Source organism: Bacillus sp. FSL M8-0266 (assembly GCF_038613425.1).
Taxonomy (GTDB): domain Bacteria; phylum Bacillota; class Bacilli; order Bacillales; family Bacillaceae; genus Bacillus; species Bacillus pumilus.
Genome location: NZ_CP152015.1, coordinates 2,113,255 through 2,139,488, shown reverse-complemented (window position 1 = coordinate 2,139,488; position 26,234 = coordinate 2,113,255). Strand labels below are relative to the sequence as shown.

General features: G+C 41.1%; 29 protein-coding genes. All 29 read left to right on the top strand.

The annotated features are described in order from the left end of the window. Positions 1-12: 12 nt before the first annotated feature. The 29 genes from MKY83_RS10775 (at position 13) to qcrB (ending at position 26,223) form a co-directional block, all read left to right on the top strand. Positions 13-1,050: an NAD(P)H-dependent glycerol-3-phosphate dehydrogenase gene (locus tag MKY83_RS10775; RefSeq protein WP_003216041.1), complete on the top strand. Its 1,038-nt coding sequence runs from the start codon at positions 13-15 to the stop codon at positions 1,048-1,050. Positions 1,051-1,317: 267 nt separating this feature from the next. Next, a complete protein-coding gene (locus MKY83_RS10770; protein WP_034318888.1) occupies positions 1,318-1,521 on the top strand; it encodes a DUF2768 domain-containing protein in 204 nt (67 codons plus the stop codon). An 18-nt stretch (positions 1,522-1,539) separates the two neighbouring features. Then, positions 1,540-2,265 carry a hypothetical protein gene (locus MKY83_RS10765; protein WP_106067096.1) on the top strand — a complete coding sequence of 242 codons (726 nt, stop codon included), beginning with the start codon at positions 1,540-1,542 and terminating at the stop codon, positions 2,263-2,265. 204 nt (positions 2,266-2,469) lie between these two features. Then, positions 2,470-3,948 carry a stage IV sporulation protein A gene (gene spoIVA / locus MKY83_RS10760; RefSeq protein ID WP_003215616.1) on the top strand — a complete coding sequence of 493 codons (1,479 nt, stop codon included), beginning with the start codon at positions 2,470-2,472 and terminating at the stop codon, positions 3,946-3,948. A 374-nt stretch (positions 3,949-4,322) separates the two neighbouring features. Then, a complete protein-coding gene (gene hbs / locus MKY83_RS10755; RefSeq protein ID WP_003215863.1) occupies positions 4,323-4,601 on the top strand; it encodes a non-specific DNA-binding protein Hbs in 279 nt (92 codons plus the stop codon). 190 nt (positions 4,602-4,791) lie between these two features. Next, positions 4,792-5,361 carry a GTP cyclohydrolase I FolE gene (folE, locus tag MKY83_RS10750; protein WP_003215789.1) on the top strand — a complete coding sequence of 190 codons (570 nt, stop codon included), beginning with the start codon at positions 4,792-4,794 and terminating at the stop codon, positions 5,359-5,361. A gap of 24 nt (positions 5,362-5,385) precedes the next feature. Further along, positions 5,386-5,616 carry a trp RNA-binding attenuation protein MtrB gene (gene mtrB, locus MKY83_RS10745; protein ID WP_003216082.1) on the top strand — a complete coding sequence of 77 codons (231 nt, stop codon included), beginning with the start codon at positions 5,386-5,388 and terminating at the stop codon, positions 5,614-5,616. 114 nt (positions 5,617-5,730) lie between these two features. Next, positions 5,731-6,498: a heptaprenyl diphosphate synthase component 1 gene (locus MKY83_RS10740; RefSeq protein WP_003215666.1), complete on the top strand. Its 768-nt coding sequence runs from the start codon at positions 5,731-5,733 to the stop codon at positions 6,496-6,498. A gap of 3 nt (positions 6,499-6,501) precedes the next feature. Next, the gene (locus MKY83_RS10735; protein WP_034661076.1) at positions 6,502-7,206 is read left to right on the top strand and encodes a demethylmenaquinone methyltransferase; all 705 of its coding nucleotides are present in this window, start codon (positions 6,502-6,504) and stop codon (positions 7,204-7,206) included. 24 nt (positions 7,207-7,230) lie between these two features. Next, a complete protein-coding gene (gene hepT, locus MKY83_RS10730; protein WP_044141101.1) occupies positions 7,231-8,193 on the top strand; it encodes a heptaprenyl diphosphate synthase component II in 963 nt (320 codons plus the stop codon). Between the two features lie 130 nt (positions 8,194-8,323). Next, on the top strand, positions 8,324-8,770 hold the full coding sequence (gene ndk, locus MKY83_RS10725; protein WP_003216015.1) for a nucleoside-diphosphate kinase: 447 nt from the start codon (positions 8,324-8,326) through the stop codon (positions 8,768-8,770). A gap of 145 nt (positions 8,771-8,915) precedes the next feature. Further along, positions 8,916-9,695, top strand: a complete 780-nt coding sequence (locus tag MKY83_RS10720; protein WP_065098310.1) for a protein-glutamate O-methyltransferase CheR — start codon at positions 8,916-8,918, stop codon at positions 9,693-9,695. Between the two features lie 73 nt (positions 9,696-9,768). After that, positions 9,769-10,941 carry a chorismate synthase gene (gene aroC / locus MKY83_RS10715; protein ID WP_342487362.1) on the top strand — a complete coding sequence of 391 codons (1,173 nt, stop codon included), beginning with the start codon at positions 9,769-9,771 and terminating at the stop codon, positions 10,939-10,941. Further along, positions 10,941-12,032, top strand: coding sequence for a 3-dehydroquinate synthase (aroB, locus tag MKY83_RS10710; RefSeq protein WP_217012302.1), 1,092 nt, complete (start codon positions 10,941-10,943; stop codon positions 12,030-12,032). The genes aroC and aroB overlap by 1 nt, the downstream gene beginning before the upstream one ends. Beyond that, positions 12,029-12,412, top strand: coding sequence for a chorismate mutase (aroH, locus tag MKY83_RS10705; protein ID WP_058014812.1), 384 nt, complete (start codon positions 12,029-12,031; stop codon positions 12,410-12,412). Before aroB ends, aroH begins: the two co-directional genes overlap by 4 nt. 231 nt (positions 12,413-12,643) lie before the next feature. Next, positions 12,644-14,191, top strand: a complete 1,548-nt coding sequence (trpE, locus tag MKY83_RS10700; RefSeq protein ID WP_342487361.1) for an anthranilate synthase component I — start codon at positions 12,644-12,646, stop codon at positions 14,189-14,191. After that, entirely contained in the window at positions 14,163-15,185 is a 1,023-nt protein-coding gene (gene trpD / locus MKY83_RS10695) for an anthranilate phosphoribosyltransferase (protein WP_319610010.1), read from the top strand. Before trpE ends, trpD begins: the two co-directional genes overlap by 29 nt. After that, positions 15,178-15,930, top strand: a complete 753-nt coding sequence (gene trpC, locus MKY83_RS10690) for an indole-3-glycerol phosphate synthase TrpC (RefSeq protein WP_044141107.1) — start codon at positions 15,178-15,180, stop codon at positions 15,928-15,930. Before trpD ends, trpC begins: the two co-directional genes overlap by 8 nt. Positions 15,931-15,935: 5 nt before the next feature. Beyond that, entirely contained in the window at positions 15,936-16,595 is a 660-nt protein-coding gene (locus MKY83_RS10685) for a phosphoribosylanthranilate isomerase (RefSeq protein ID WP_217012304.1), read from the top strand. Further along, a complete protein-coding gene (gene trpB / locus MKY83_RS10680; protein ID WP_342487360.1) occupies positions 16,576-17,775 on the top strand; it encodes a tryptophan synthase subunit beta in 1,200 nt (399 codons plus the stop codon). The genes MKY83_RS10685 and trpB overlap by 20 nt, the downstream gene beginning before the upstream one ends. Continuing rightward, on the top strand, positions 17,772-18,575 hold the full coding sequence (gene trpA, locus MKY83_RS10675) for a tryptophan synthase subunit alpha (RefSeq protein WP_044141111.1): 804 nt from the start codon (positions 17,772-17,774) through the stop codon (positions 18,573-18,575). Before trpB ends, trpA begins: the two co-directional genes overlap by 4 nt. A gap of 10 nt (positions 18,576-18,585) precedes the next feature. Beyond that, positions 18,586-19,683 carry a histidinol-phosphate transaminase gene (gene hisC, locus MKY83_RS10670; protein ID WP_278179555.1) on the top strand — a complete coding sequence of 366 codons (1,098 nt, stop codon included), beginning with the start codon at positions 18,586-18,588 and terminating at the stop codon, positions 19,681-19,683. Between the two features lie 113 nt (positions 19,684-19,796). Then, positions 19,797-20,912 (top strand): prephenate dehydrogenase, encoded by a 1,116-nt coding sequence (locus MKY83_RS10665; protein WP_278175437.1) that lies wholly within the window; start codon positions 19,797-19,799, stop codon positions 20,910-20,912. 10 nt (positions 20,913-20,922) lie between these two features. Continuing rightward, positions 20,923-22,209 carry a 3-phosphoshikimate 1-carboxyvinyltransferase gene (aroA, locus tag MKY83_RS10660; RefSeq protein WP_126741093.1) on the top strand — a complete coding sequence of 429 codons (1,287 nt, stop codon included), beginning with the start codon at positions 20,923-20,925 and terminating at the stop codon, positions 22,207-22,209. Positions 22,210-22,500: 291 nt separating this feature from the next. Then, on the top strand, positions 22,501-23,772 hold the full coding sequence (locus tag MKY83_RS10655) for a tetratricopeptide repeat protein (RefSeq protein WP_342487359.1): 1,272 nt from the start codon (positions 22,501-22,503) through the stop codon (positions 23,770-23,772). 75 nt (positions 23,773-23,847) lie between these two features. Continuing rightward, on the top strand, positions 23,848-24,387 hold the full coding sequence (locus MKY83_RS10650) for a ReoY family proteolytic degradation factor (protein ID WP_003215573.1): 540 nt from the start codon (positions 23,848-23,850) through the stop codon (positions 24,385-24,387). 61 nt (positions 24,388-24,448) lie between these two features. Then, positions 24,449-24,895 carry a YpiF family protein gene (locus tag MKY83_RS10645; protein ID WP_106067090.1) on the top strand — a complete coding sequence of 149 codons (447 nt, stop codon included), beginning with the start codon at positions 24,449-24,451 and terminating at the stop codon, positions 24,893-24,895. 144 nt (positions 24,896-25,039) lie between these two features. Further along, on the top strand, positions 25,040-25,546 hold the full coding sequence (locus MKY83_RS10640) for a ubiquinol-cytochrome c reductase iron-sulfur subunit (protein ID WP_007500911.1): 507 nt from the start codon (positions 25,040-25,042) through the stop codon (positions 25,544-25,546). A gap of 2 nt (positions 25,547-25,548) precedes the next feature. Then, positions 25,549-26,223, top strand: a complete 675-nt coding sequence (gene qcrB, locus MKY83_RS10635) for a menaquinol-cytochrome c reductase cytochrome b subunit (RefSeq protein WP_003215804.1) — start codon at positions 25,549-25,551, stop codon at positions 26,221-26,223. The last annotated feature ends 11 nt before the right edge of the window (positions 26,224-26,234 follow it).

Here is a 26,234-nt window from a genome sequence, read left to right as displayed (position 1 = left end):
AGGGTGAGCAGAATGAAGAAAATTTCAGTACTTGGAGCAGGAAGCTGGGGAACAGCTCTTGCTCTTGTATTAGCTGATAATCATCATGATGTACACATGTGGGGACATAGACAAGAGCTCATTGACCAAATCAATGAGAAACATGAAAATCATGATTACTTGCCAAATGTCGCACTGCCAGCGTCTATCCAGGCGACGACAGACATGAAGCAGGCGTTAGAGGGGACAGACGCTATTATTGTCGCTGTGCCAACAAAGGCCATTCGTGAAGTGTTGAAGCAGGCAAATGAGCTGATCACATCGAAAGTACCGTTTGTCCATGTCAGTAAAGGGATTGAACCAGATACACTTCTTAGAATATCTCAAATGATTGAACAAGAAGTCCCAGATGAGAAAAGAGAAGCTGTCGTCGTCTTATCAGGACCGAGCCACGCTGAGGAAGTAGGCTTGCGTCATCCGACAACTGTCACTGTCTCATCAGAAAATATTGAAGCGGCTCAATTTGTTCAAGATTTGTTCATGAACAACAACTTTAGAGTATACACAAACCCTGATGTGATTGGTGTAGAAATTGGCGGCGCACTGAAAAATATCATTGCTCTTGCGGCAGGGATCACAGACGGGCTTGGGTATGGTGACAATGCGAAAGCGGCGCTCATCACTAGAGGACTCGCTGAAATCGCACGTCTCGGTACAAAAATGGGAGGGAATCCTCTGACATTTGCCGGCTTAACGGGCGTTGGAGATTTGATCGTGACATGTACAAGTGTTCATTCACGTAACTGGCGCTGCGGAAATCTGCTTGGTAAAGGGTATAAGCTTGAAGAAGTGCTTGAAAAAATGGGGATGGTTGTCGAAGGCGTCCGTACAACAAAAGGCGCTTATCAGCTCTCCAAAGAATACAAGGTCAGCATGCCGATTACAGAGGCGCTTTACCACGTCCTGTTTGAAGGGAAAAAGGTCGACGATGCGGTCGAATCATTGATGGCACGTGTGAAAACACATGAAATGGAAGACCTTGTGAACATGTTTGAGAATCAAACAAAATAAATGGAAGACTGAACTTAGGCATGTAGAGGATGCAAGAAGGGGAAGACTTGCATAACATAGCAATGAAGTTTGAATAGAGCTTTGCCTCTACAGAATGAGGAAAAATAGTCGACCTAATGACTGAAGCAGAGTCCCCCTCTTTGCTTCAGTTTTTTTTATGTGCTTTTTTCTGAATGATTGGAAAAATGATTGATATTTACCTTATTTTTGGTTTAGAATGAAATATAAACGCTTACAATTTGTTCGTTTTAAAGGGGGACAGGCACGATGAGTTTTGCTTTAATCAAGATGTGGTTTGCACTTGGTTCAATGGGGCTCATGTTTTTAGCTGTAGTAACCATTTATTTCAGTCGATTTAAGCTGAAGAGCCGGTTTCTTAAAATAACAGCCTCGACCGTCGCATACAGCTTGATGCTGATATCAGGTATCATTGTGTTTTTAGTTGTATTTAGTGGGCCGGTCAATGAATAAAGAAAAAGGAAGAATGTGATGATCAAAGCAAAAGTCAGTGTCACGTTGTTAGCACTTATTTTACTAACAGGATGTCTGTATCCAGAAAATCGCAAAACTGAAAACCGTGTGCCATATGAAGAGCAGCTGCAAAGCGTTCAGACAGCAATTGAAGGATTTCAAAAAGCAACAAATGGTCTTTTGCCGATTGAAACGAAAGAAGCAGACACGCCGATTTATCAAAAGTACGTCATCGACTTTAAGCGCTTGTCACCAAGATATTTACACGATGTACCGTCGACATCTTTTGAAGGCGGGGGGGAATATATGTATGTCCTCACAGACGTCGAAAAAAAACCAACTGTGAAACTGCTTGATGTCAAAATGACGCAAACCATCAGTGAATTACGGCTTAGAATCAAAATATATCAAGATGAACATACATATCCGCCATATGGCAAAGTAGTATCAAACAATTTATATACGTTAAATGAAAAAAAGCTAGGCTTAAAATCGCCGCCTACGGTCATGAGCCCGGTGACAGGGAATTCCCTCCCATTACTGATTTCATCAAATGGCGAAATCTATGTGGACTACCGCAGTGACTTTGCTCATATTTTGAAGAATACGAAACGAAAGCTGAAACCAGGTGAAAACATTCAAGATGTCTATTGGCAGGAAACCCCGTTTGTACCCGCGTTTTCTGTCCCATATACCATCAACAAAAAAGGTGAGCCTGACTTTTTAGAAAAAAAGACGTCATAAACAAGAATGAACCTTTTTCCTCTGCATATAAATGAGGAGAAAGGTTTTTTTATGGCTAAACATACTCTCAAAACAAAAAAGGTGTCATATTCAAATAGGACAACGTCATACACATATATTGTCCAGACACCTTTCAAGCAAGTTTGATTGAAGAATAGAGTATTTTATTTGAAAACGAGGATAGCAAGTCCGGGAGGGGATCACTTGGAAAAAGTCGATATTTTCAAGGATATCGCTGAACGAACAGGAGGCGATATATATTTAGGAGTCGTTGGCGCTGTTCGTACAGGGAAATCTACGTTTATTAAAAAGTTTATGGAGCTCGTGGTGCTCCCGAATATCAATAATGAGGCAGATCGTGCAAGAGCACAGGATGAATTGCCGCAAAGCGCAGCAGGAAAAACCATTATGACCACTGAGCCAAAATTTGTACCGAATCAAGCGGCATCGATTCATGTGAGTGACGGTCTTGATGTCAACATCAGGCTTGTCGATTGTGTAGGATACACAGTCCCTGGTGCGCGCGGATATGAAGATGAAAATGGTCCAAGAATGATCAACACGCCGTGGTATGAAGAGCCAATCCCGTTCCATGAAGCAGCGGAAATTGGCACACGCAAGGTCATTCAAGAGCATTCTACCATTGGTGTTGTGATTACAACGGATGGTTCTATAGGAGAAATTCCAAGACATGATTATATTGAATCTGAAGAACGTGTGATTGATGAACTCAAAGAGGTTGGAAAGCCGTTTATTATGGTGATCAACTCTGTGAGACCCTATCATCCTGAAACAGAGGCGCTGCGGCAGGAACTGAGCCAAAAATATGATATTCCAGTACTCTCCATGAGTGTAGAAAGTATGAGAGAGCAAGACGTCCTTAGTGTGCTTCGTGAAGCATTATATGAATTCCCAGTCCTAGAGGTGAATGTCAACCTTCCAAGCTGGGTCATGGTGCTGAAAGAAGATCATTGGCTGAGAGAAAGCTATCAGGACTCAGTGAAGGAAACCGTAAAGGATATTAAAAGATTAAGAGATGTTGACCGTGTTGTTGGCCAGTTCAGTGAATTTGACTTTATTGAAAGAGCGGGCTTAGCAGGGATTGAAATGGGTCAAGGGATTGCGGAGATTGACCTGTACGCCCCAGATGATCTATATGACCATATTCTAAAAGAAGTGGTTGGTGTAGAAATTAGAGGGAAAGACCATCTCCTAGAGCTCATGCAAGATTTTGCGCATGCGAAGACAGAATATGATCAAGTATCAGACGCCTTAAAAATGGTGAAGCAGACGGGATACGGAATTGCGGCCCCGGCCTTGTCAGATATGAGTTTAGATGAGCCAGAAATCATAAGACAGGGATCGAGATTCGGCGTAAGACTAAAGGCGGTTGCACCATCGATTCATATGATTAAGGTAGATGTAGAAAGTGAATTTGCACCGATTATCGGAACAGAGAAACAAAGTGAAGAGCTCGTCCGCTACTTAATGCAAGACTTTGAAGATGATCCGCTTTCGATTTGGAATTCAGATATATTTGGGCGCTCACTCAGCTCCCTTGTCAGAGAAGGCATTCAAGCTAAGCTGTCTCTGATGCCAGAAAATGCAAGATATAAACTGAAAGAAACACTTGAAAGAATCATCAACGAAGGATCAGGTGGTTTGATCGCGATTATTCTATAGCATGTGAGACCTCTCATTGACAGGGGTCTTTTTTTGCGTAAGGAATGAGTCATAAAAAGACAATTGTATAAAGATTAGTCAGATTCAGGCTGAAATTAGGAATATTCGTTCGTAAAAGTGCCCTTAATCCTTGACGAATAAGGATTCTTCCCTTTAAAATGCTTGATATGGTATTTCATATGTGTTAATCTACTTACAGAAAATCTTCACTTTGTTGGACAAACATTCCTTCAAAGAGTTGTTTTCTAATGAAAAGCCATGTATACCGCTTTCTAGACGCTCTTTTTTTCGAAAAAAGTGTATAGAAAGAAGATGAATTGTGAAGAAATGATAACAATCTACTGAATGCATATTTTTGGGAGGAGGTGAAAGGCATGAACAAGACAGAACTTATTAACGCGGTTGCTGAAGCAAGCGAGTTATCTAAAAAAGACGCGACAAAAGCAGTTGATTCTGTTTTTGATACAATTTTAGATGCACTTAAAAATGGTGACAAAATCCAACTTATCGGTTTTGGTAACTTTGAAGTACGTGAGCGTTCAGCTCGTAAAGGACGTAACCCACAAACTGGTGCAGAGATCGAAATCCCTGCAAGCAAAGTACCTGCTTTCAAACCAGGTAAAGCACTTAAAGACGCGGTGGCAGGTAAATAATCGTTATGTGTAATGATCCTATTGTAGGAGTTATACATATACAGTTTCACACTGGTCTAGAAAAGCCCCTTTCATAAGGGGCTTTTCCTTTTGAATCAAAAGGTTCGTTTAGAACGCTCTCCTTTGCTTTTAGGATCTGAAGTGTGCTAGAATCTGATTGAAATGTAATCGCCTTTGGAGGATATAATACATGAGTGAAATAAATAAAGAACTAATCGAACACGCAGTACGCGATATATTAAAAGCCATCGGAGAAGATCCAGATCGTGAAGGACTTCTTGATACCCCTAAACGAGTAGCAAAAATGTATGAAGAAGTGTTCTCGGGATTAAATGAAGATCCAAAAGAACATTTTAAAACCATTTTTGGTGAAGACCACGAAGAACTCGTTCTTGTAAAAGATATTGCTTTCCATTCAATGTGTGAACACCACCTTGTACCTTTTTACGGAAAAGCGCATGTCGCTTATATTCCGCGCGGCGGAAAAGTGACAGGACTTAGCAAGCTTGCAAGAGCTGTAGAGGCTGTTGCCAAACGCCCGCAGCTTCAGGAACGCATCACATCAACCATTGCAGATAGTATGGTGGAAACACTCAATCCGCATGGCGTGATGATTGTCGTTGAAGCAGAGCATATGTGTATGACGATGCGCGGAGTGAAAAAGCCAGGCGCAAAAACAGTGACTTCAGCAGTACGCGGTACATTTGCAAATGATGCAGCGGCAAGAGCAGAAGTGCTTTCCTTTATTAAAAACGACTAATTCAATAGATGGAAGGTGAACAGATTGAGTGAAAATAAAGCATCTGATTTTGTAGTGATTAAAGCCAATGAAAATGGTGTAAATGTCATCGGCTTAACTAGAGGCTCTGATACAAGATTTCACCATTCCGAAAAGCTCGATAAAGGTGAAGTCATCATTGCACAATTTACTGAGCATACGTCAGCGATCAAAGTAAGAGGCGATGCTGTCATTCAAACAAGCTTCGGGGAAATTCAAAGCGAAGCAAAGAAATAAATACTTGAATGCACTTGATAGCATAAAAGTGAGAGCTGATATGGTATAATAAATCTCTATACAATGTGCAGGGCTACATATGAAACTGTAATTTTTGGGACAAGGGTGATATCTTTGCAAGACATCTACGGAATTTTATCTAATCTAAATATAAAATTAAATAAAAAGCTTTCTCATCCTTATTTGGCGAAACATTTACGTGCGCCACTCATCGATGAAGATAAGCTCCTTCTTTTTCATGCAATGTTTGATGAAGCTCAAATTGATGCAGAGAAAAAAGAAAATTATATTTTAACGGCGATGCTTGTGCAAATTGCCCTTGATACCCATGACGAAGTCACAACTGCTGCAGCGATCAAACAAGACGAATTCAAAAATCGTCAGCTGACTATCCTGGCAGGAGACTATTTCAGCGGTCTCTATTATTCTCTTCTCTCTGACATGAAAGACATCTACATGATTCGCACGCTCGCAACGGCGATCAAAGAAATCAATGAACATAAAATTAGACTGTATGATCGATCCATTCAAGATGCGGCGCACTTTTACAAAAGTGTAGCAACGGTTGAGTCTGCGTTATTCCAAAGGGTTTCTGAGCATTTTCAATTAACGCATTGGAATGAGATTGCAAGTCGTTTCCTTGTTTATAAGCGTTTCATGAAACAAGCAGAAGATGACAAACATTTAAAACTTTTTTTGAACGATAGCTATACGGACGCCTATACATGTTTTGACAACTTTGAGAATGAAGGCTATGAAAAGGCCAAACGATCAATCAAGGAGCATCTTGTTTCATCTCCGGTCGTTCAAAAAGAGCTATTAAATCGCCTGGATCATATGAAAAATGAACCTGCGTATCATCAGAAAGTGGAAGAAGGGTAAGTCATGCAGCAATCAAAAGAACAGCGAGTACACGGTGTATTTGAAAAAATTTATAAAAACTATGATCAAATGAACTCCGTCATCAGCTTTAAGCAGCATAAAAAGTGGCGCGATAAAACAATGAAACTGATGAATGTTCAAAAAGGAGCCAAAGCATTAGACGTATGCTGCGGAACAGCCGATTGGACCATTGCGCTTGCTGATGCTGTAGGCGAAAAAGGTGAAGTCAAAGGCCTTGATTTTAGTAAAAATATGCTGAGTGTTGGAGAAACGAAGGTGAAGACTGGGGGCTATAATCAAATTGAATTGCTTCACGGCAATGCGATGGAGCTTCCTTTTGAGGATAACACATTTGATTATGTCACGATCGGTTTTGGCCTACGGAACGTCCCTGATTACTTAACAGTGCTAAAAGAAATGACAAGAGTCGTGAAGCCTGGTGGAATGGTTGTCTGTCTAGAGACATCACAACCTGAAATGATTGGGTTTAAACAAGGCTACTATGTCTATTTCAAATACATCATGCCGCTCTTTGGTAAACTGTTTGCCAAAAGCTATCAGGAGTATTCATGGCTTCAAGAATCAGCCAAAGCGTTCCCTGGCATGAAAGAACTGGCGGCTCTTTTCGAAGAGGCGGGTCTGTCTGATGTCTCGTATCATCCATTTACGGGCGGTGTAGCAGCAACACATATCGGAAAGAAGCTTTGAATAAACGATATTTGGGTGAAAATAATGAAACTAAAAGCAATGATCTCTTTTTTAAATCATGATATCGATATTATTGAAAAAGAGCTTGAACAAACAGTTCGCTCTGATTATGCATTATTAAGTGAAGCGGGTCTTCATTTGCTGCAAGCGGGCGGAAAACGAATCCGCCCCGTTTTTGTTCTCCTTTCAGGCATGTTTGGCGACTATGACATTAATAAAATTAAATATGTTGCCGTTGCGCTTGAGCTCATTCATATGGCATCGCTCGTTCATGATGATGTTATTGATGATGCAGAGCTGAGAAGAGGCAAGCCAACGATTAAGGCAAAATGGGACAATCGAATTGCCATGTACACAGGAGATTATATGTTTGCAAGATCTCTTGAGTATATGACAAAGATCAATCACCCAATGGCGCATGAAATTTTGTCAAAGATGGTCGTCGAGCTCTGTCTTGGTGAAATCGAGCAAGTGAAAGATAAATACAATATGGATCAAAACCTGCGTACATATTTAAGAAGAATCAAACGAAAAACAGCCTTGCTCATTGCAGGCAGCTGTCAGTTAGGTGCGATAGCAGCAGGTACAGATGAGAAAACACATAAAGCCCTTTACTGGTTTGGCTACTATGTCGGTATGTCCTATCAGATCATTGATGATGTGCTTGATTTCACATCAACTGAAGAAGAGCTTGGTAAGCCTGTTGGAGGAGACCTTTTACAAGGAAATGTCACACTCCCGGTCTTATATGCACTGAAGAATCCTACACTCGAAGGACAATTAAAGCTGATTAATAGTGAAACAACAGAAATGCAGCTAAAGCCTGTGATTGAACACCTCAAACAAACAGATGCGATCGACCGCTCGATTCGAGTGAGTGAAATGTATTTGAAAAAGGCATTCGAACAGCTAGACAAACTTCCTCGAGGACGAGCGAAAACGTCACTCGCTTCCATTGCCAAATATATTGGAAAACGAAAATTCTAATCAACATATTGTTGATTGGTTTTTTTGTGAAATTTTTTGTCAAAAATTGATTATTATATAAAAAAATGATACGATCACTTTGTAACAATGTAAGCCTATACATACATAAACGACGGGGTGGAGAACGTATATGGACAAAACATTTCTTATGGTCAAACCTGATGGTGTGGAAAGACAATTAATCGGTGAAATTGTGTCAAGATTCGAAAAAAAAGGGCTTCAGCTTGTTGGTGCAAAACTAATGAGTATTCCAAAAGAAGTAGCAGAAACACATTACGGAGAACATAAAGAAAAACCATTCTTCGGGGAATTGGTTGACTTTATTACGTCAGGACCAGTATTTGCAATGGTATGGCAAGGTGAGCAGGTAGTAGATGTCACAAGACAGATTATCGGCAAAACAAACCCGAAGGAAGCGCTTCCGGGCACAATAAGAGGAGACTATGGATTGACGGTTGGAAAAAACATTATCCATGGCTCAGACTCACCAGAAAGTGCTGAAAGAGAAATCAACTTATTCTTCAAACAAGAAGAACTCACAAACTGGGATCAAACCATCTCAAGCTGGATTTATTAAAATTTAAGCCAAGGTGTTCATCAAATGAGCACTTTGGCTTTTTTTATATGAATATTTCTACACGAAATTTCGCATGAGATGATACAAATTTTCGATAAAAACAGCTATACTAGGACAAAGATAGATGAGACAGGAGAGGACTTTGATGGATCAATATCAAGTATTTGTCGGAAAATGGAAAAAACTAACCGGGGTGGATCTGAATTTATATAAAGAAGCACAAATGAAACGAAGATTAACGTCACTTTATGATAAAAAAGGATATAGAGATTTTGAAGCGTTCGCGGCTGCCCTTGAAAAGGATAGAGCACTATTAGACGAGACGATGGATCGAATGACGATCAATGTGTCAGAATTTTACCGAAACTATCAGCGCTGGGAAGTGCTTGATCAAAAAATTCTTCCGCTGCTTTTGAAAAACAGCGGGACCCTAAAAATATGGAGTGCAGCATGTTCGACAGGAGAGGAGCCGTATACACTCTCAATGCTGCTATCAAGCCATCCGCTTGTGAAGGACTTCCAAATTATTGCAACTGATATTGATGATAAAGTGCTGCAATCAGCTCAAAAAGGAAGATATCATGAACGATCACTGCAAGAGGTACCAGATCAAATCAAACAAAAATATTTCACAAAAGAAGATTCTTCATTTTACACTGTGAAGGATGAGGTGCGAAAGCACATTCAATTTAAAAAACACAACCTTTTAGCAGATCCTTATGAAAAACAGCTGGATCTTATCGTGTGCCGAAATGTCCTTATCTACTTTACAGAAGAGGCAAAAGAAGAGATTTACATGAAAATGAGCAGCAGTTTAAAACCAAATGGCGTATTATTTGTTGGTTCAACTGAACAAATTTTTCACCCAGAAAAGTTTGGACTGACATCTGCCGATACTTTCTTTTATCAAAAGAAGGGGTTGTAGCTGACTTTTTAGCAGTAAGTGTGTTATCATAGTTTTACTTAAAAGCGTTAATGCGATGAAGGGAGATCGAGTCATGAGATACTTAACAGCAGGTGAATCACATGGTCCACAATTGACCACAATTATTGAAGGCGTTCCGGCGGGACTTTACATAGAGCAGGATGACATCAACTATGAATTGGCTAGAAGACAAAAAGGCCACGGCCGCGGCAGAAGAATGCAGATTGAAAAAGACCAAGCAAAAGTGTTAAGTGGTGTTCGCCACGGGAAAACATTAGGTTCTCCTATTGCACTTGTCGTTGAAAACAACGACTGGAAGCATTGGACAAAGGTGATGGGGGCAGAGCCGATCACAGAAGAAGAAGAGAGTGAAATGAAGCGTCAAATTTCACGCCCTAGACCAGGACATGCGGATTTAAATGGTGCGATTAAATATGGACATCGTGATATGCGTAACGTATTAGAGCGTTCATCAGCCCGTGAGACAACCGTTCGCGTAGCAGCAGGCGCAGTCGCTAAACAAATCTTGGCTCATTTAGGAATCAAGGTAGCTGGCCACGTTCTTGAAATTGGCGGAGTGAAAGCAGCTCATACGGCATATGAATCGATTGAAGATTTGCAAAAGGTAACGGAAGAGTCACCTGTTCGCTGCTACGACAGTGAAGCAGGTCAAAAAATGATGGATGCCATTGATGAAGCGAAGAAAAACGGTGATTCAATTGGCGGTATTGTGGAAGTCATCGTTGAAGGAATGCCGATTGGAGTCGGAAGCTATGTTCACTATGACCGCAAATTAGACAGCAAGCTTGCAGGTGCTGTTCTGAGTATCAACGCTTTTAAAGGGGTCGAATTTGGTATTGGCTTCGAGGCGGCTTCTAAAAATGGTAGTGAGGTCCATGATGAAATCATCTGGGATGAAGAAAAGGGCTATACGAGAAAAACAAATCGCTTAGGTGGTCTTGAAGGCGGAATGTCAACTGGTATGCCAATTGTCGTAAGAGGGGTCATGAAACCAATCCCAACGCTTTACAAACCGCTTCAAAGCGTTGACATTGAAACAAAAGAACCTTTCTCCGCAAGCATTGAGCGTTCTGACAGCTGTGCTGTTCCTGCCGCAAGTGTTGTCGCAGAAGCAGTCGTGGCTTGGGAAATCGCCAATGCTGTAGTGGAGCAGTTTGGCCTTGATCAAATTGACCGCATTAAAGAAAATGTTGAAAAAATGCGCCAGCTTCAGAGGGAATTTTAATGAAAACACTGGAAGTTAAGACGTCTTCAGCCACTTATCCTGTATACATCGGTGATGGGATTAAATGCAATATCGTCGACTTGATGACTTCCACGGGGCATTCCTATACGAAGCTCTTAATCGTGACAGATACAGCGGTTGATGCCATTTACGGCGATGAAATGGTTCGATTACTTAAGCAGAAGTGGTCTGTGCATAAAGTGGTTGTGCCAAGCGGAGAGCAGTCGAAATCTTTTGCTGAGTTTGAGCATATTCATACGAAGGCTATTCAGTTTCAGCTGGATCGCTCCTCGTGCATCATTGCGCTTGGAGGCGGCGTAATTGGCGATTTGGCTGGCTTTGTTGCTGCTAGCTATATGAGAGGCATTGATTTTATTCAAGTTCCGACGACACTACTGGCACATGACAGTGCAGTTGGCGGGAAAACGGGGATTAACCACCCGCTCGGTAAAAATTTAATCGGTGCGTTTCATCAGCCGAAAGCCGTGATCTATGATACGAGCATGCTTGAGACTCTATCTCAAACTGAAATGAGGTCAGGCTTTGCTGAGGTCATCAAACATGCCCTCATTTCAAGTGAAGACTTTTTATCAGAGCTGATGTCTATTCGTTCTTTGGCGGAATGTTCAAAGAGCGAGCTGGCACATATGCTGTATCAAGGGATTGAGGTCAAAGCGTCGATTGTTCAAAAAGACGAAAGAGAACAAGGCGTGCGTGCATTTTTGAATTTAGGTCATACACTTGGGCATGCCATTGAAGCAGAGTATGGATACGGCGTTATTACGCACGGAGATGCTATTGCAATCGGCATGCAGTTTGCGCTATATGTGAGCGAAAAGAAGCTGGGACTCAGCCTCAATCGGACGGAACTAAAAGAGTGGATGAAAGAACTCGGATTTCCGGTACAAGTCACTCAAGATATTTCCACGAAAACATTTGTTGACCGGATGATTGGTGATAAAAAGGCAAGAGGCGGAACCGTTCAATTTGTTTTATTAAAGCAGGTTGGGGAGGCTGTCTTGCAGTCTTTCACAAAAGATGATCTGCATCAATGGCTCGAAGAATGGAAACGGGAGGAGGGATGTCTATGATGTTTCGCGGGATACGTGGGGCTACAACTGTGAAAGAAGATACAGAAACAGAAGTGTTAAATAAAACGAAACAGCTGCTAGAAGCGATTATTTCAAGAAATCAAGTAGATCCAGAACGTGTCGTGCAGATCTTAATTTCAGCTACACAAGATATTCACTCCGTTTTTCCGGCAAAAGCCCTTCGTCAGTTTGAAGGGTGGACGTATGTGCCTGTTACTTGTATGCAGGAGCTGGACATTCAAGGCGGTCTTAAGCATTGTATTCGCGTTTTAATGACGGTCCAAACAGACACAAAGCAGGAAGATGTGCAACATGTGTACTTGGAAGAAGCTGTGACGCTTCGCCCTGATTTACAGTTGACAAAAAACAAGGAATTATAATACGATATGAACAGCCGAAGTTTACACACAGGTGTAAACGGCATTGCAAGTTTAGAGAAGATGAGAATGAGACTAGGGTAGTTGAGATGAGTAGAGTTGAGCAGAGATACGATACGTCTATTTCATCATACTGCCTAAAAGAGCACCCCTCTTTTAGGCTTATTTCGTATACTCATACAAACCCTCTATATGTCCCCTCATTCTCCTTAATCCCATTTAAGGAGTGTGTTTATGAATTCCCAATCAAATTTGACCCAATTTTTAAGGGACAGCGAGTCCCACAAAACGATTCCAATTGTTGAAACCATTACAGTTGATACGCTCTCACCGATTCAAATTGTCGAAAAACTCAAGCAAGATATTGTGTATCTACTAGAAAGCAAAGATGAGTCTTCTAGCTGGTCGAGATATTCCTTCATCGGATTACATCCTTTTTTAACCTTACACGATGACCAAAACGAATATATTGCACGTGACGCTGCTGGGCAGGAGGTCATGAAAAAACAAGAACTGAAAGACTTATTAGACTGGATGAAAGAGCAATATCAAATCAAGACACCGGACGTTGACATCCCGTTTACAGGCGGGGCAGTTGGGTACTTAAGTTACGATCTTATTCCAAGCATTGAACCCTCTGTCAGGCCTCACCTAAGCGCACCAACGACAGACAATTGTACTCTATTTGTCTGCCAAACGATGATTGCCTTTGATCATGAAACGAATCATGTTCATTTTATCCAATACACCCAGCTAACCGGAAATGAAACAGAAGACGAAAAAATACGAGCTTACAAAGAAAATCAAAAGCGGCTTGAACAGATGATTCACAAGCTCCATACAAAGGTCGATATGAAAGAACTGATTTTATCAGGGAATATGAACGAATCACCGTCCTTTGAACATGTGACATCAACCTATGAAAAAACACAATTTCTAAAGGACGTAGAAACAATCAAAGAATACATTCGAGCGGGTGATATTTTTCAAGGCGTACTCTCACAGCGCTTTGATATCCCAGTGTCAGTGAGTTCATTTGAATTATACCGTGTGCTTCGCATTGTGAATCCATCTCCATACATGTATTTTATGAAATTAAAAGACCGTGATTTAGTCGGAAGCTCACCAGAACGATTAATTCATGCCAAAAATGGGCACCTAGAAATTCATCCAATTGCAGGCACTAGAAAAAGAGGAGCAACAAAAGAAGAGGACGCCGCACTGGCAAGAGAGCTGCTAGAAGATGAGAAAGAAAAAGTAGAACATTACATGTTAGTAGATCTAGCCAGAAATGATGTCGGCCGCGTAGCAGAATACGGCAGCGTGTCCGTACCGACCTTTACAAAAGTTGTGAACTTTTCACATGTCATGCACATCATCTCCATTGTGACAGGGAAGTTAAAGCAGGATACACACCCAGTTGATGCACTCATGTCCGCATTTCCAGCAGGCACATTAACAGGGGCACCGAAAATAAGAGCGATGCAATTATTAAATCAAATGGAGCCTGAGCCAAGGGAAACGTATGGCGGCTGTATTGCCTATATTGGATTCGATGGTAATATCGACTCTTGTATTACCATTCGCACCATGAGCGTCAAAGATCAGACCGCTTCCATACAAGCAGGCGCTGGCATTGTCGCAGATTCTGTTCCAGAAAATGAATGGGAAGAGACGTGTAACAAGGCAGGAGCGCTTCTGAGGGCCATTCAGCTTGCTGAACATATTTTCTCAGAAAAGGAGAGTGTGCAGGATGAATCAGCGACTATCAGCTCTTGTTAACGGAGGCTTCCTATCAGAAAATGAAGCACATAGACTAATGTATGATATGATGAGCGGCTCTTTAACAGATGCTGAAGTCGCTGCAAGTCTATCGATTTTAGCGCATAGAGGAGAAACAGCTGAAGAAATGACAGGCTTCGTGAGGGCCATGCGGCAAAAAGCAGAACCAGTGGAAAGGTCGCTTGATGTCATTGACACATGCGGCACAGGAGGCGATGGACTCTCCACATTTAATATATCAACTGCAGCTGCTATAGTAGCTTCCGCCGCTGGTGCTAAAATCGCAAAACACGGAAATCGTTCAGTCTCTTCAAAAAGCGGAAGTGCCGACGTGCTAGAGTGTCTTGGGATTCACATTCAATCCACTCCAGAAGAAACAAGAAGGCAAATACAAGAAAAAAACATGGGCTTTTTATTTGCACCACTGTACCATTCATCTATGAAACAAGTAGCAGCAGTCCGAAAGCAGCTTGGCTTCAGGACGGTATTTAATCTATTAGGACCGCTTTGCCACCCGATGCGAGCCAAAAAGCAAATCATCGGTGTGTATGCAAAGGAAAAGGCAAAATTAATGGCGGAAGCCCTTGCTCCATTAGAGCCAGAGCATGTCCTGTTTGTATGCGGGGAAGACGGGCTGGATGAATTAACGATTACAGCCAATTCATATGTGATTGAACTCAAAAAAGGTGCCATGACAGAATATACGCTAAACCCAGAAGACTTTGGACTGGAAAAAGGATACTTATCAGATATTCAAGTCCAATCACCGGAAGAGAGCGCGAAATTGATTCAGAATATATTGAATCATCAAACAGAAGGGGCGCCGCTTCATATTACAGCTCTGAATGCAGGAGCGGCTTTATATATCGCAGGCAAGTCAGAAAGCCTCATGGCAGGAACATTAAAAGCATTAGAAACGATAAAAAACGGAGCAGCCAAAGAACAATTGGCTCGTTTAAAACAAAAAACGAAAGAGGAAGAGATCTATGCTTAATCAAATTATTGCACGCAAAAAAGAACATATCCAAACGTTGCAGTTACCTCATGATGGACACTATGAAAGACGATCATTTAAAGAAGCACTCATGAACCCTCACCGCTCGATTGGGCTGATTGCTGAGGTGAAAAAGGCTTCTCCTTCCAAAGGAATCATTCAGCCGAATTTTGATCCTCTGCAAACAGCAAAAGCATACGAAAAATCGAATGCTGATTGCTTATCAGTCTTAACAGATGAACCATATTTTCAAGGGAAGAACGAGTATCTTTCATTAATTAAAGAACACGTCGCACGTCCAATTTTAAGAAAAGACTTTATCATCGATTCAATACAAATAGAAGAGTCAAGACGTATCGGTGCAGATGCCATTTTATTAATTGGAGAAGTACTTGAACCGCAACAGCTGTATGAATTCTATGCTGAAGCGAAGGAAAAAGGACTAGATATTCTTGTTGAAGTTCATGCAGCAGATACACTGGAACATATCTTAAACCTATTCACCCCCGAAATCATTGGCGTGAATAACCGAAATTTAAAGACATTTAAAACAACAGTTGAGCAAACAAAAGAGATTGCACCACTTGTTCCAAAGGATGTCTTACTAGTAAGTGAAAGCGGTATTCAGACATTTGATGATCTAACCTTTGTCAAAAAACATGGAGCGAGTGCTGTCCTTGTAGGTGAATCATTAATGAGAGAACCCTCACAAGAAAAAGCCGTTCAGACGTTATTTGGAGAATGACCACGATGAAGCCTTTTTTAAAATATTGCGGGGCGGTCTCACTAGAAGATGTAGAATGCATTGCGCAATCTCAAGCAGATGCGATTGGATTTATTTTTGCTCCAAGTAAAAGACAAGTCGATCCAGATCAAGTGAAACAATGGCTCAACGAGTCGCAGTGCAGGAAAAAGATTACGGGTGTATTTGTAAATGAAAAAATCCAAAAAGTGTGTGACATCACAAAGCATATTCCTTTAGATATCGTGCAGCTGCATGGAGATGAAACAAAAGAGGATGCAAAAGAAATAAAACAACAAACAGGAGCGGTAGTGTGGAAAGTCTTTCATCACGATCGCAATATAAAAGAAACACTTGATCAAATGACGGCATTTGCGCCGTTTGTCGATGGTTTTCTCATTGATGCGAAAGTAAAAGGAATGAGAGGCGGTTCTGGCACAGCTTTTACATGGGAAGCGGTACCTGTATACAATCAGCAAGCGAAACGACTGGAGAAGACATGCATCATTGCAGGCGGAATAACACCAGAAACACTGCCAGAACTTCTTGCCTATGGCCCAAAAGCGATCGATCTTTCAAGCGGCATAGAAGAAAACGGGAAGAAAAGCAGCGCTAAGATCAAAGCGCTCGAAGAAAGGATGTTAAACGATGTACGCATATCCAAATGAGCTTGGCAGATATGGAGAATTCGGAGGGAAATTTGTTCCCGAGACGCTCATGCAGCCACTTAAAGAAATCGAACAAGCATTTAACGAATTAAAAGAAGACCCAGCTTTTAAGCAAGAATATCTTTCTCTATTGCAAAACTATTCAGGCAGACCGACTGCGCTGACATATGCTGATCAATTATCTGCATACCTCGGCGGCGCAAAAATCTATTTAAAAAGAGAAGATTTAAACCATACAGGCGCTCATAAGATCAACAATGCACTTGGTCAGGCACTGCTTGCAAAAAAAATGGGGAAATCAAACATCATCGCGGAAACAGGCGCTGGACAGCACGGAGTAGCAGCTGCAACGGTGGCCGCCAAGTTTGGATTATCGTGCACGGTATTTATGGGAAAAGAGGATGTGGAGAGACAATCTCTCAATGTATTCCGAATGAAACTACTTGGCGCTGAAGTCATACCTGTCACAAGCGGAAACGGCACATTAAAAGATGCAACGAACGAAGCGATCCGTTATTGGGTCCAGCACTGTAGTGATCATTTCTATATGATCGGTTCAGTTGTAGGACCTCATCCATATCCCCAAATCGTCAGTGAGTTCCAGCGGACGATTGGTGATGAAGCAAAAGAGCAGATGCTTAAAAAAGAAGACAGGCTCCCACATAAAGTCATTGCTTGTGTCGGCGGCGGAAGTAATGCGATTGGAATGTACCGAGCGTTTTTGGATGATGAGATTGATTTGATTGGTGTAGAAGCCGCTGGAAAAGGAATCGATACCCCGCTTCATGCAGCAACCATTACGAAGGGGACAAAAGGGGTCATTCATGGATCTTTGACCTATTTAATCCAAGACGAATTCGGCCAGATTATTGAGCCCTATTCCATTTCAGCTGGTTTAGATTATCCCGGAATCGGACCAGAGCACGCATATTTACATGCAAGCGGCCGGGTTCAATATGTGAGTGCTACAGATCAAGAAGCATTGGATGCACTAAAGCTGCTGACAGAAAAGGAAGGAATCCTGCCAGCGATTGAATCAGCACACGCTTTAGCCAAGGCGTTTGAGATGAGCAGGACGATGAGTGAAGATGAAATCATCCTTGTCTGCCTGTCAGGAAGAGGAGATAAGGATGTGCATACATTAATGAATGTGCTTGAAAGTGAGGGCAAAATCAAATGATCACATTTCAATTAGAGCAAGGCGAGAAATTATTCATCCCATTTATTACGGCAGGGGATCCGTCAGAAGAAATCACGATCGATTTAGCTTTGTCCCTTCAAGCAGCCGGTGCACATGCGATTGAGCTAGGTGTTCCTTATTCCGATCCGCTAGCAGACGGTCCTGTCATTCAAAGAGCCTCCAAAAGAGCTCTAAATCATGGCATGAATATCGTAAAAGCGATAGAATTAGCAGGGAAGATGAAAAAAAACGGTGTAAAAATTCCTGTAATTCTATTTACGTATTATAATCCTGTGTTACAATTAGACACAGAATACTTTTTCGCTTTACTGCGCAAAAATCATATTTCGGGACTCTTAACACCCGACTTGCCTTTTGAAGAAAGCAGTGAGCTGCAAAAGAACTGTCAAACATATGACATTTCATATATTTCGCTCGTTGCACCAACCAGTAAGGAACGATTAGTAAATATAGTAGAGCAGGCAGAAGGTTTTGTGTATTGTGTTTCATCTCTTGGTGTAACAGGTGTCAGACAAACCTTTGACGAATCGATTACTGATTTTATTCAACAAGTGAAACAGTTGAGTCACATACCGGTTGCGGTCGGTTTTGGCATCTCAACAAGAGAGCAGGTAGACTCAATGAATAAACTGAGTGACGGCGTCGTTGTAGGAAGTGCACTTGTGAAAAAAATTGAAGAACTTCAGGATCAATTGTTAGCAAGTGATACTCGTCAAGACGCTTTAAGAGAATTTGAAACCTATGCAAAAACATTTAGTCCCCTCTATTCATTCAAATGAGGTGAAACTTTTGCAAATCAAAGATCAATTAAAACAACTAAAACCGTATCAACCTGGGAAACCAATTGAAGAGGTCAAAAAAGAATATCAATTAGACAAAATTGTGAAATTGGCTTCAAATGAAAACCCTTTTGGATGTTCCGCACATGCAAGAGAGGCGATACAAGCTGAGCTTGAACATTTAGCGATTTATCCAGATGGATACAGCGCAAGTTTAAGGACAGAGCTTGCTGAGTTTCTTCAAGTAAATGAAAAACAATTAATATTCGGGAATGGCTCAGATGAACTTGTGCAAATTATTGCTAGGGCATTCCTTGACCAACATACAAATACCGTCATCCCAGCTCCGTCTTTTCCGCAATATCGTCACAATGCAATCATTGAGCGGGCAGAGATTCGAGAGGTGCCGCTTTTAGACGAAGGAGCTCACGATCTGAAGGGCATGCTGGATGCGATTGATGAGAACACGAAGGTCGTCTGGGTATGTAACCCGAATAACCCGACGGGAAATCATTTGTCAGAATCTGAGCTTGTGGCGTTTTTAGATCAAGTACCAGCTCATGTGCTTGTAGTATTAGATGAAGCATATGTCGAATACGTTCGTGCGGAAGACTTTCCGAACAGCTTATCTTTATTACAAAACTATCAAAATGTTATCGTACTCCGTACGTTTTCTAAAGCGTATGGACTGGCCGCGCTTCGAGTAGGCTATGGCATTGCATCAGAAGAGTTGATTACTGCGATTGAACCAGCGAGAGAGCCGTTTAATACGAGTCGTATCGCTCAGGCAGCAGCTCGTGCAGCGATAAAAGATCAGGACTTCATTCAATTATGCAGACAAAAAAATGAAGCAGGTCTCAAGCAATATCAAGAATTTGCTGACCGTTTTGGACTATTTATTTATCCGTCTCAAACAAACTTCGTGCTGATTGATTTTAAAAGAGATGCAGATGAATTATTCAATGCATTATTGAAAAAAGGCTACATTGTTCGTTCTGGTAAAGCACTTGGTTTTCCAACGTCTTTACGTATTACGGTCGGAACAATGGAGCAAAATGCAGAAATTCTAAGTACACTTGCTGATTTAATGCAAGGCATTCGTGCGTAGCATAACCATAAAGTCATATCCTTTTACAGGATATGGCTTTCATTGTACCAACCTCATACATATAAGCTGTTGAAATGGCTTTTTTAATTTTCGCGAAAAAACAGGTGATGAACATGAATGATGCAAATGAAACAATATTAATCGCTGGACTTGGTTTAATTGGAGGTTCCATCGCACTGTCGATTAAAAAAGAGTATCCTCATAAAAAAATTGTTGGATACGATGTGTCCAAAGAACAAATGGTTGCAGCAACAAAGCTGGGTATCATTGATTTAGCAGCTGATTCATTTGCGGCAGGTTTGGCTGAATCTGCGACTATTATTTTGGCAACACCAGTTCAGCAAACAGTCAAGATGCTTCGTGATATTGCAAACTCTGGAATTGAGAGAGAGCTCACAATTACCGATGTTGGCAGCACAAAGCAAAAGGTCGTCGATTTTGCTGAAAAAACGCTTCCTAAACACTATCAATTTATTGGTGGACATCCAATGGCAGGCTCTCACAAGTCAGGTGTTATAGCAGCGAAAGACTTTTTATTTGAAAATGCGTTCTACATTTTAACGCCGGCAAAGGAAACAAACCGCGAGGCTGTTGATCGTTTGAAGGACTTGTTAAAGGGGACAAATGCTCATTTCATTGAGATGACCCCAGAAGAACATGATGGTGTAACAAGTGTGATTAGTCATTTCCCTCATATTGTTGCAGCCAGCCTTGTGCATCAAGCACATCATTTTGAAGAACAATTCCCACTTGTCAAACGGTTTGCTGCTGGAGGCTTTCGTGACATTACACGTATTGCTTCAAGTAATCCTGCAATGTGGCGAGATATCCTTCTGCACAACAAAAACAAGATTTTAGACCGGTTCCATGAATGGAAAAAAGAGATCGACCGCATTGAGACCTTTGTACAGCAAGAAGACGCTGAAGGCTTGTTCTCTTATTTTCAAGAGGCAAAGGAATATCGTGATGGACTTCCTCTGAGGAAAAAAGGTGCCATTCCTGCTTTTTATGACCTTTATGTGGATGTTCCAGATCACCCTGGGGTCATTTCGGAGATTACAGGACATTTAGCAAATGAGAGCATCAGTATTACGAATATCCGTATTATTGAAACGCGGGAAGACATTAATGGGATTTTGCGCATTAGTTTTCAAACGGAAGACGACCGTAAACGTGCAGAGATCTGTATAAAAAATAGAGCGAATTACGATACATTTTATGCTGACTGAGGTGACAAAGATGAAAATTCATAAACATGCTCCTATGAATGGAGTCATTCATATTCCAGGTGATAAATCCATTTCTCATCGATCAGTGATGTTTGGAGCAATTGCTGATGGGACGACAGTGGTGAAAAACTTTCTCCCTGGAGCCGACTGTTTAAGTACGATTGATTGTTTTAGAAAAATGGGCGTTGAAATTGAACAAAAAGGGACAGATGTTGTGATCCATGGGAAGGGACTGAAAGAGCTCAAGGAGCCGTCTGACGTCCTCGATGTCGGGAATTCTGGTACAACCATTCGATTAATGATGGGAATATTAGCTGGTTGTGAGTTTCACAGTACACTGATCGGTGATGAGAGTATTGCTAAAAGACCAATGCAGCGAGTAACAGGTCCACTTAAACAACTAGGAGCGAAAATAGATGGCAGAGCAAACGGCGAGTATACGCCGCTTTCTATTCGTGGCGGCCATTTAAAAGGTGTCTCATATGAGTCTCCGGTGGCAAGCGCCCAAATTAAGTCCGCTGTCCTTTTAGCAGGTCTTCAAGCAGAAGGAACAACAACATTAACTGAACCGCATAAATCAAGAGATCATACAGAAAGAATGCTTTCTATGTTTGGTGTGAAACTAGACGAAGATGAACAAAGTGTTTCTATTGAAGGTGGTCAAACATTAAAAGCAACAGATATATTTGTTCCTGGAGACATCTCCTCAGCTGCATTTTTCCTTGTTGCTGGATCTATTGTTCCTAACAGCCGAATTGTCTTAAAAAATGTCGGGCTAAACAAAACAAGAACGGGTATTATTGATGTACTGAAACAAATGGGTGCGAATCTTGAGATCAATGAAGTAGATGCAAAAGGCGGAGAGCCATATGGCGATTTAACGATCTCTACCTCTTCATTAAAAGGCATCGAAATTTCTGGTGATATGATTTCAAGACTTATCGACGAGATTCCAATTATAGCGCTTCTAGCGACACAAGCAGAGGGAACAACGATCATTAAAGATGCTGCTGAGTTAAAAGTAAAAGAGACCAATCGAATTGATACAGTCGTGTCAGAACTTAAAAAACTAGGTGCTGATATTGAAGCAACAGATGATGGTATGAAGATTCATGGTAAAACCACGCTTCAAGGCGGCGCTGTCGTGTCAAGCTACGGAGATCACCGAATCGGTATGATGCTTGGGATTGCCGCATGTATCACAAAGCAAGCTGTTGAGATTGAAGATACAGATGCTGTACGCGTCTCATACCCGAATTTCTTTGAACACATTGAATACTTAACCAAAACAGTCTGAGGATGTCCTCAGGCTTTTTCTTTCCTTTTGCATATTTGTAAGGAATATAGCATAGCTTGTCTCAAGATGAAACCTGGAAAAAAATCATTTTATCTGATCAAAAAATGAATTTCAGGTGTTTTCAGTTTACAAAACTTCCGTTTCGTAAAGGATGAAATGAAAACCAGTCTTTAAAACACAAAAATGGGTTCATTTTAAAAGTGCAACATATTTGCTGGATGAGTACCTGTCGATTATGATATGAAGTAACAATAGTTTAGGTTTTTGGAAAACAGAAAGGAACGGTTTGATTTGAATAGTTCATTACAAGAAGCCATAAAATTAGTTGAGGCGGGTGAGACTGAAAAAGGACTTCAAACACTTGCTCAGGCAGAAAAGCATTTGCATGATGAAGAAAAGGCGCAGGCAGCTCAGTTATATTATGATTGGGGAGATATCGATAAAGCGAGAAATCTCATCAGTGATTTACATGATTTATATCCAGAGGAAACAGGGTTAACATGTTTTTATGCAGAACTGCTGATTGACTCTGATGAAGAAGAAAAGGCGATTTCGGTATTAGAGACGATTCCTGAAGATGATGATGCCTATCCAGAAAGCCTACTGTTAATGGCAGATTTGTATCAAATGCAAGGACTATTTGAAGTCAGTGAACAAAAGCTCTTAAAAGCAAAAGAGCTGCTTCCGAATGAAGCCATTATTGATTTTGCGTTAGGTGAATTGTATTTTTCTCAAGGTCTTTCAAAGAAAGCGGCCGACTATTTCTACAAGGTCGCAGATCAACAACATGAGGTTGGCGGCGTCAATGTTTATCAGAGGCTCGCTGAATCACTCAGCACAGCTGGAGAATTTGAAGATGCGCTTGAATGGTACGAAAAGGCAGTGAGAGGTCAAACAGATCCGAATACACTTTTTGGCTACGGATTTACAGCGATGAGGGCTGGCCGAACGAAAACAGCCATTCAGCAGCTTTCAGAACTAAAAGATATTGATCCATCTTATTCGTCTCTATACATGCCTTTAGCGAAAAGTTATGAGGAAGAAGGACTATATCACGAGGCTTTAGAGGTAGTAAAAGAGGGTATTAAAATTGATGAGTATAACAAAGAATTATATTTATATGGTGCAAAGATTGACTTGAAAAATGGGGATTCAGAAGATGCGAAAAAGCTACTTCAAGAAGCACTTGCTCTTGATCCGGGATATATTGAAGCGATTCAAACATTGCTCGCGATCTATTTAAATGAAGAGCTTTTTGATGAAATTTTGGATGTCATAAAAGAGGTTAAAAGCTTTGGGGAAGATGATCCAAAATGGAATTGGTATGCTGCATCTGCATCTGTTGGACGAGAAGAATACAAAGAAGCAGCTGAGTACTTCAAGCTGGCTCTGCCTGATTTTGATGAAGAACGTGACTTTTTATATGAATACGCATCGTTCCTTTTAGAAGAAGGCAGACAAAAAGAAGCATTGCCGCTATTACGCAAAGTTCTTCAGAAAGATGGCACGAATGAAGAAATCGAAGAAACGATTTTAAGAATTGAAGACGAAATTTCCTTATAGTTTGCAGGAATGAAGAACTGGTTTGTTGAATAATTCATGTATAGCAATTTAATTTACGATAGAGGAGGGAATAACATGCAGACCCCTGTTTCTGTCAATGAAAAGAAGGAATTCATCCGGTGGTTTTTAAACCATTATCAGTTAAAGCGAAGAGAGTGTGTTTGGATATTAAATTATTTAATGAGTCACGACTCTTTGATGGAAAAGGTTCATTTTGTAGAGCAAGCAGAATTTTGCCCAAGGGGAATCATTATGTCAACACACTGTGTGGATGAAGTTCCCTTTAGATTTTATAAAGAGAATATCATGACGACAGATGCTGAAAAGTCATTCCATGATATTCGTTTGAATAAACAGCAAGATTTGTTTATTCAATTGAATTTCCGTTCTGCTTATCGTTCGCCGGAATATGCAGCTGTGCTTGAAACAAATCCTCATATTCCAAAGGATCTTTATGAGAACGAAAAAGATAAGGATCTTGCGGAGAAAGTGCTTGAACACTCGATCGCAACTTTCCAAAAAGAACGACTTATGAAAGAGATAGATGAAGCACTTGACCGTCATGATCAAGAAACATTTAATAAGTTAGCAAGAGAATTAAGCCTATTGTCATAAACTGAACGAATAAGCCTTGCCCTATCCAGGCAGGGCTTATGTCATGAAAGAGGGGAAATTGATGAAGTTTCAAGCGGAGGATGCAGATCGCTTTTTGCAATCTAGAGATTACATTGATACCGCTATCATTCCATTAGTTGGAATAGATGTGAATCAAATCAAACAAACTGTATCTTTAGGGGAGTTTACCATTCTTGTAACAGAGGAACTTGAAAGACAGCTGAAAGGGCGGGTCTTTCTTTTTCCACCACATACATATGTAGAAGCCAATGACCGAAAACTAGAAGACATCTTCACGATGAAGCAGTCGCTAGAAGATCATTTTCAGCATGTTGTGTTGATCTCATCTGATCACCAATGGAAAGAGCATGCGGCGGTTAGTGAATCACTATTTTTGTTAAAGGCGGTTCCGCTCGAGCATTTAAAGGTAGAATTAAAGCAAAAAATTGTTCAAGACAGTGTAGAACAAATTTTGAACTTTTTGTTACAAAAGTGGAACCCTTCATAAAAACCCTTACATTTGCATTGTACATAGCTTTTTAGGCTGTTGACCTTGTGAATAGATTGATATATTATGAGGGTGTCCTAGTTTTATGAAATTTTTTCTAATTCAGTTATAAAGTAGCTGACGACCTAAGGGGGGGAGAAAAAAATGAGCGAGAAGAGACATGGAGTGTCCAGACGTCAATTTTTGAATTACACGTTGACCGGCGTGGGGGGATTTATGGCCGCTGGAATGCTCATGCCTATGGTTCGCTTTGCGCTTGACCCTGTGCTAAAAGGAACAGAGGATCAGGATATGGTTCAAGTTGTCAGTGTAGATGAACTGACGAAGGAACCGAAGCGCTTTGACTTTAAAATTGATCAAGTAGATGCATGGTATGAGTCAAAGGAATCTAGGTCAGCATGGGTGTACAAAGAAGGGGATGAAATTGTCGCTTTATCGCCAATCTGTAAACATTTAGGATGTACAGTGAACTGGAACAGTGATCCGAAAAATCCAAACAAATTTTTCTGCCCATGCCACTATGGGCTGTACGACAAGGATGGTACAAACGTACCCGGAACTCCGCCACTTGCACCGCTTGACCATTATAAGCAGCAAGTGAAGGACGGATACCTCTATCTTGGAAAAGCTGTGCCGAAAGGGGAAGGGTAACGATGCTTAACAAGATTTATGATTGGGTAGATGAGCGGCTAGACATTACACCAATATGGAGAGATATTGCGGATCATGAGGTGCCAGAGCATGTCAATCCAGCACATCATTTCTCCGCTTTTGTGTACTGTTTTGGCGGTTTAACGTTTTTTGTGACAGTCATTCAAGTCCTTTCGGGCATGTTTTTAACGATGTATTACGTGCCGGATATTAAAAACGCCTGGGAATCTGTCTATTATTTACAAAATGAAGTGGCATTTGGTCAGATTGTCAGAGGGATGCACCACTGGGGTGCGAGTTTAGTTATTGTCATGATGTTTTTACATACGCTAAGGGTCTTTTTCCAAGGGGCGTATAAAAAGCCTAGAGAGCTCAACTGGATTGTTGGTGTGCTCATTTTCTTTGTGATGCTTGGACTTGGTTTTACAGGTTATCTCTTGCCATGGGATATGAAGGCGCTATTTGCAACGAAGGTTGGTCTTCAAATTGCAGAAGCGACGCCTTTCATTGGTAAAGAGATCAAAACGCTGCTTGCAGGTCATCCTGACATTGTAGGGGCACAAACGCTGACGAGATTTTTCGCTATCCATGTCTTTTTCTTGCCAGCGGCATTATTTGGGCTGATGGCTGCCCACTTTATTATGATTCGTAAGCAAGGAATTTCTGGACCGCTATAAAAAATTTGCGT

What these genes read in the sequence shown, in the direction of transcription:
- MKY83_RS10665 (WP_278175437.1), top strand. Translation starts at nt 19,797, where the DNA reads ATGAATGATGCAAATGAAACAATATTAATCGCTGGACTTGGTTTAATT.
- trpE (WP_342487361.1), top strand. Translation starts at nt 12,644, where the DNA reads ATGAATTCCCAATCAAATTTGACCCAATTTTTAAGGGACAGCGAGTCC.
- aroB (WP_217012302.1), top strand. Translation starts at nt 10,941, where the DNA reads ATGAAAACACTGGAAGTTAAGACGTCTTCAGCCACTTATCCTGTATAC.
- hepT (WP_044141101.1), top strand. Translation starts at nt 7,231, where the DNA reads ATGAAACTAAAAGCAATGATCTCTTTTTTAAATCATGATATCGATATT.
- MKY83_RS10770 (WP_034318888.1), top strand. Translation starts at nt 1,318, where the DNA reads ATGAGTTTTGCTTTAATCAAGATGTGGTTTGCACTTGGTTCAATGGGG.
- aroC (WP_342487362.1), top strand. Translation starts at nt 9,769, where the DNA reads ATGAGATACTTAACAGCAGGTGAATCACATGGTCCACAATTGACCACA.
- aroA (WP_126741093.1), top strand. Translation starts at nt 20,923, where the DNA reads ATGAAAATTCATAAACATGCTCCTATGAATGGAGTCATTCATATTCCA.
- MKY83_RS10720 (WP_065098310.1), top strand. Translation starts at nt 8,916, where the DNA reads ATGGATCAATATCAAGTATTTGTCGGAAAATGGAAAAAACTAACCGGG.
- trpA (WP_044141111.1), top strand. Translation starts at nt 17,772, where the DNA reads ATGATCACATTTCAATTAGAGCAAGGCGAGAAATTATTCATCCCATTT.
- folE (WP_003215789.1), top strand. Translation starts at nt 4,792, where the DNA reads ATGAGTGAAATAAATAAAGAACTAATCGAACACGCAGTACGCGATATA.
- hbs (WP_003215863.1), top strand. Translation starts at nt 4,323, where the DNA reads ATGAACAAGACAGAACTTATTAACGCGGTTGCTGAAGCAAGCGAGTTA.
- MKY83_RS10645 (WP_106067090.1), top strand. Translation starts at nt 24,449, where the DNA reads ATGAAGTTTCAAGCGGAGGATGCAGATCGCTTTTTGCAATCTAGAGAT.
- ndk (WP_003216015.1), top strand. Translation starts at nt 8,324, where the DNA reads ATGGACAAAACATTTCTTATGGTCAAACCTGATGGTGTGGAAAGACAA.
- qcrB (WP_003215804.1), top strand. Translation starts at nt 25,549, where the DNA reads ATGCTTAACAAGATTTATGATTGGGTAGATGAGCGGCTAGACATTACA.
- MKY83_RS10775 (WP_003216041.1), top strand. Translation starts at nt 13, where the DNA reads ATGAAGAAAATTTCAGTACTTGGAGCAGGAAGCTGGGGAACAGCTCTT.
- trpC (WP_044141107.1), top strand. Translation starts at nt 15,178, where the DNA reads ATGCTTAATCAAATTATTGCACGCAAAAAAGAACATATCCAAACGTTG.
- MKY83_RS10650 (WP_003215573.1), top strand. Translation starts at nt 23,848, where the DNA reads ATGCAGACCCCTGTTTCTGTCAATGAAAAGAAGGAATTCATCCGGTGG.
- MKY83_RS10765 (WP_106067096.1), top strand. Translation starts at nt 1,540, where the DNA reads ATGATCAAAGCAAAAGTCAGTGTCACGTTGTTAGCACTTATTTTACTA.
- MKY83_RS10735 (WP_034661076.1), top strand. Translation starts at nt 6,502, where the DNA reads ATGCAGCAATCAAAAGAACAGCGAGTACACGGTGTATTTGAAAAAATT.
- MKY83_RS10685 (WP_217012304.1), top strand. Translation starts at nt 15,936, where the DNA reads ATGAAGCCTTTTTTAAAATATTGCGGGGCGGTCTCACTAGAAGATGTA.
- trpD (WP_319610010.1), top strand. Translation starts at nt 14,163, where the DNA reads ATGAATCAGCGACTATCAGCTCTTGTTAACGGAGGCTTCCTATCAGAA.
- aroH (WP_058014812.1), top strand. Translation starts at nt 12,029, where the DNA reads ATGATGTTTCGCGGGATACGTGGGGCTACAACTGTGAAAGAAGATACA.
- trpB (WP_342487360.1), top strand. Translation starts at nt 16,576, where the DNA reads ATGTACGCATATCCAAATGAGCTTGGCAGATATGGAGAATTCGGAGGG.
- MKY83_RS10640 (WP_007500911.1), top strand. Translation starts at nt 25,040, where the DNA reads ATGAGCGAGAAGAGACATGGAGTGTCCAGACGTCAATTTTTGAATTAC.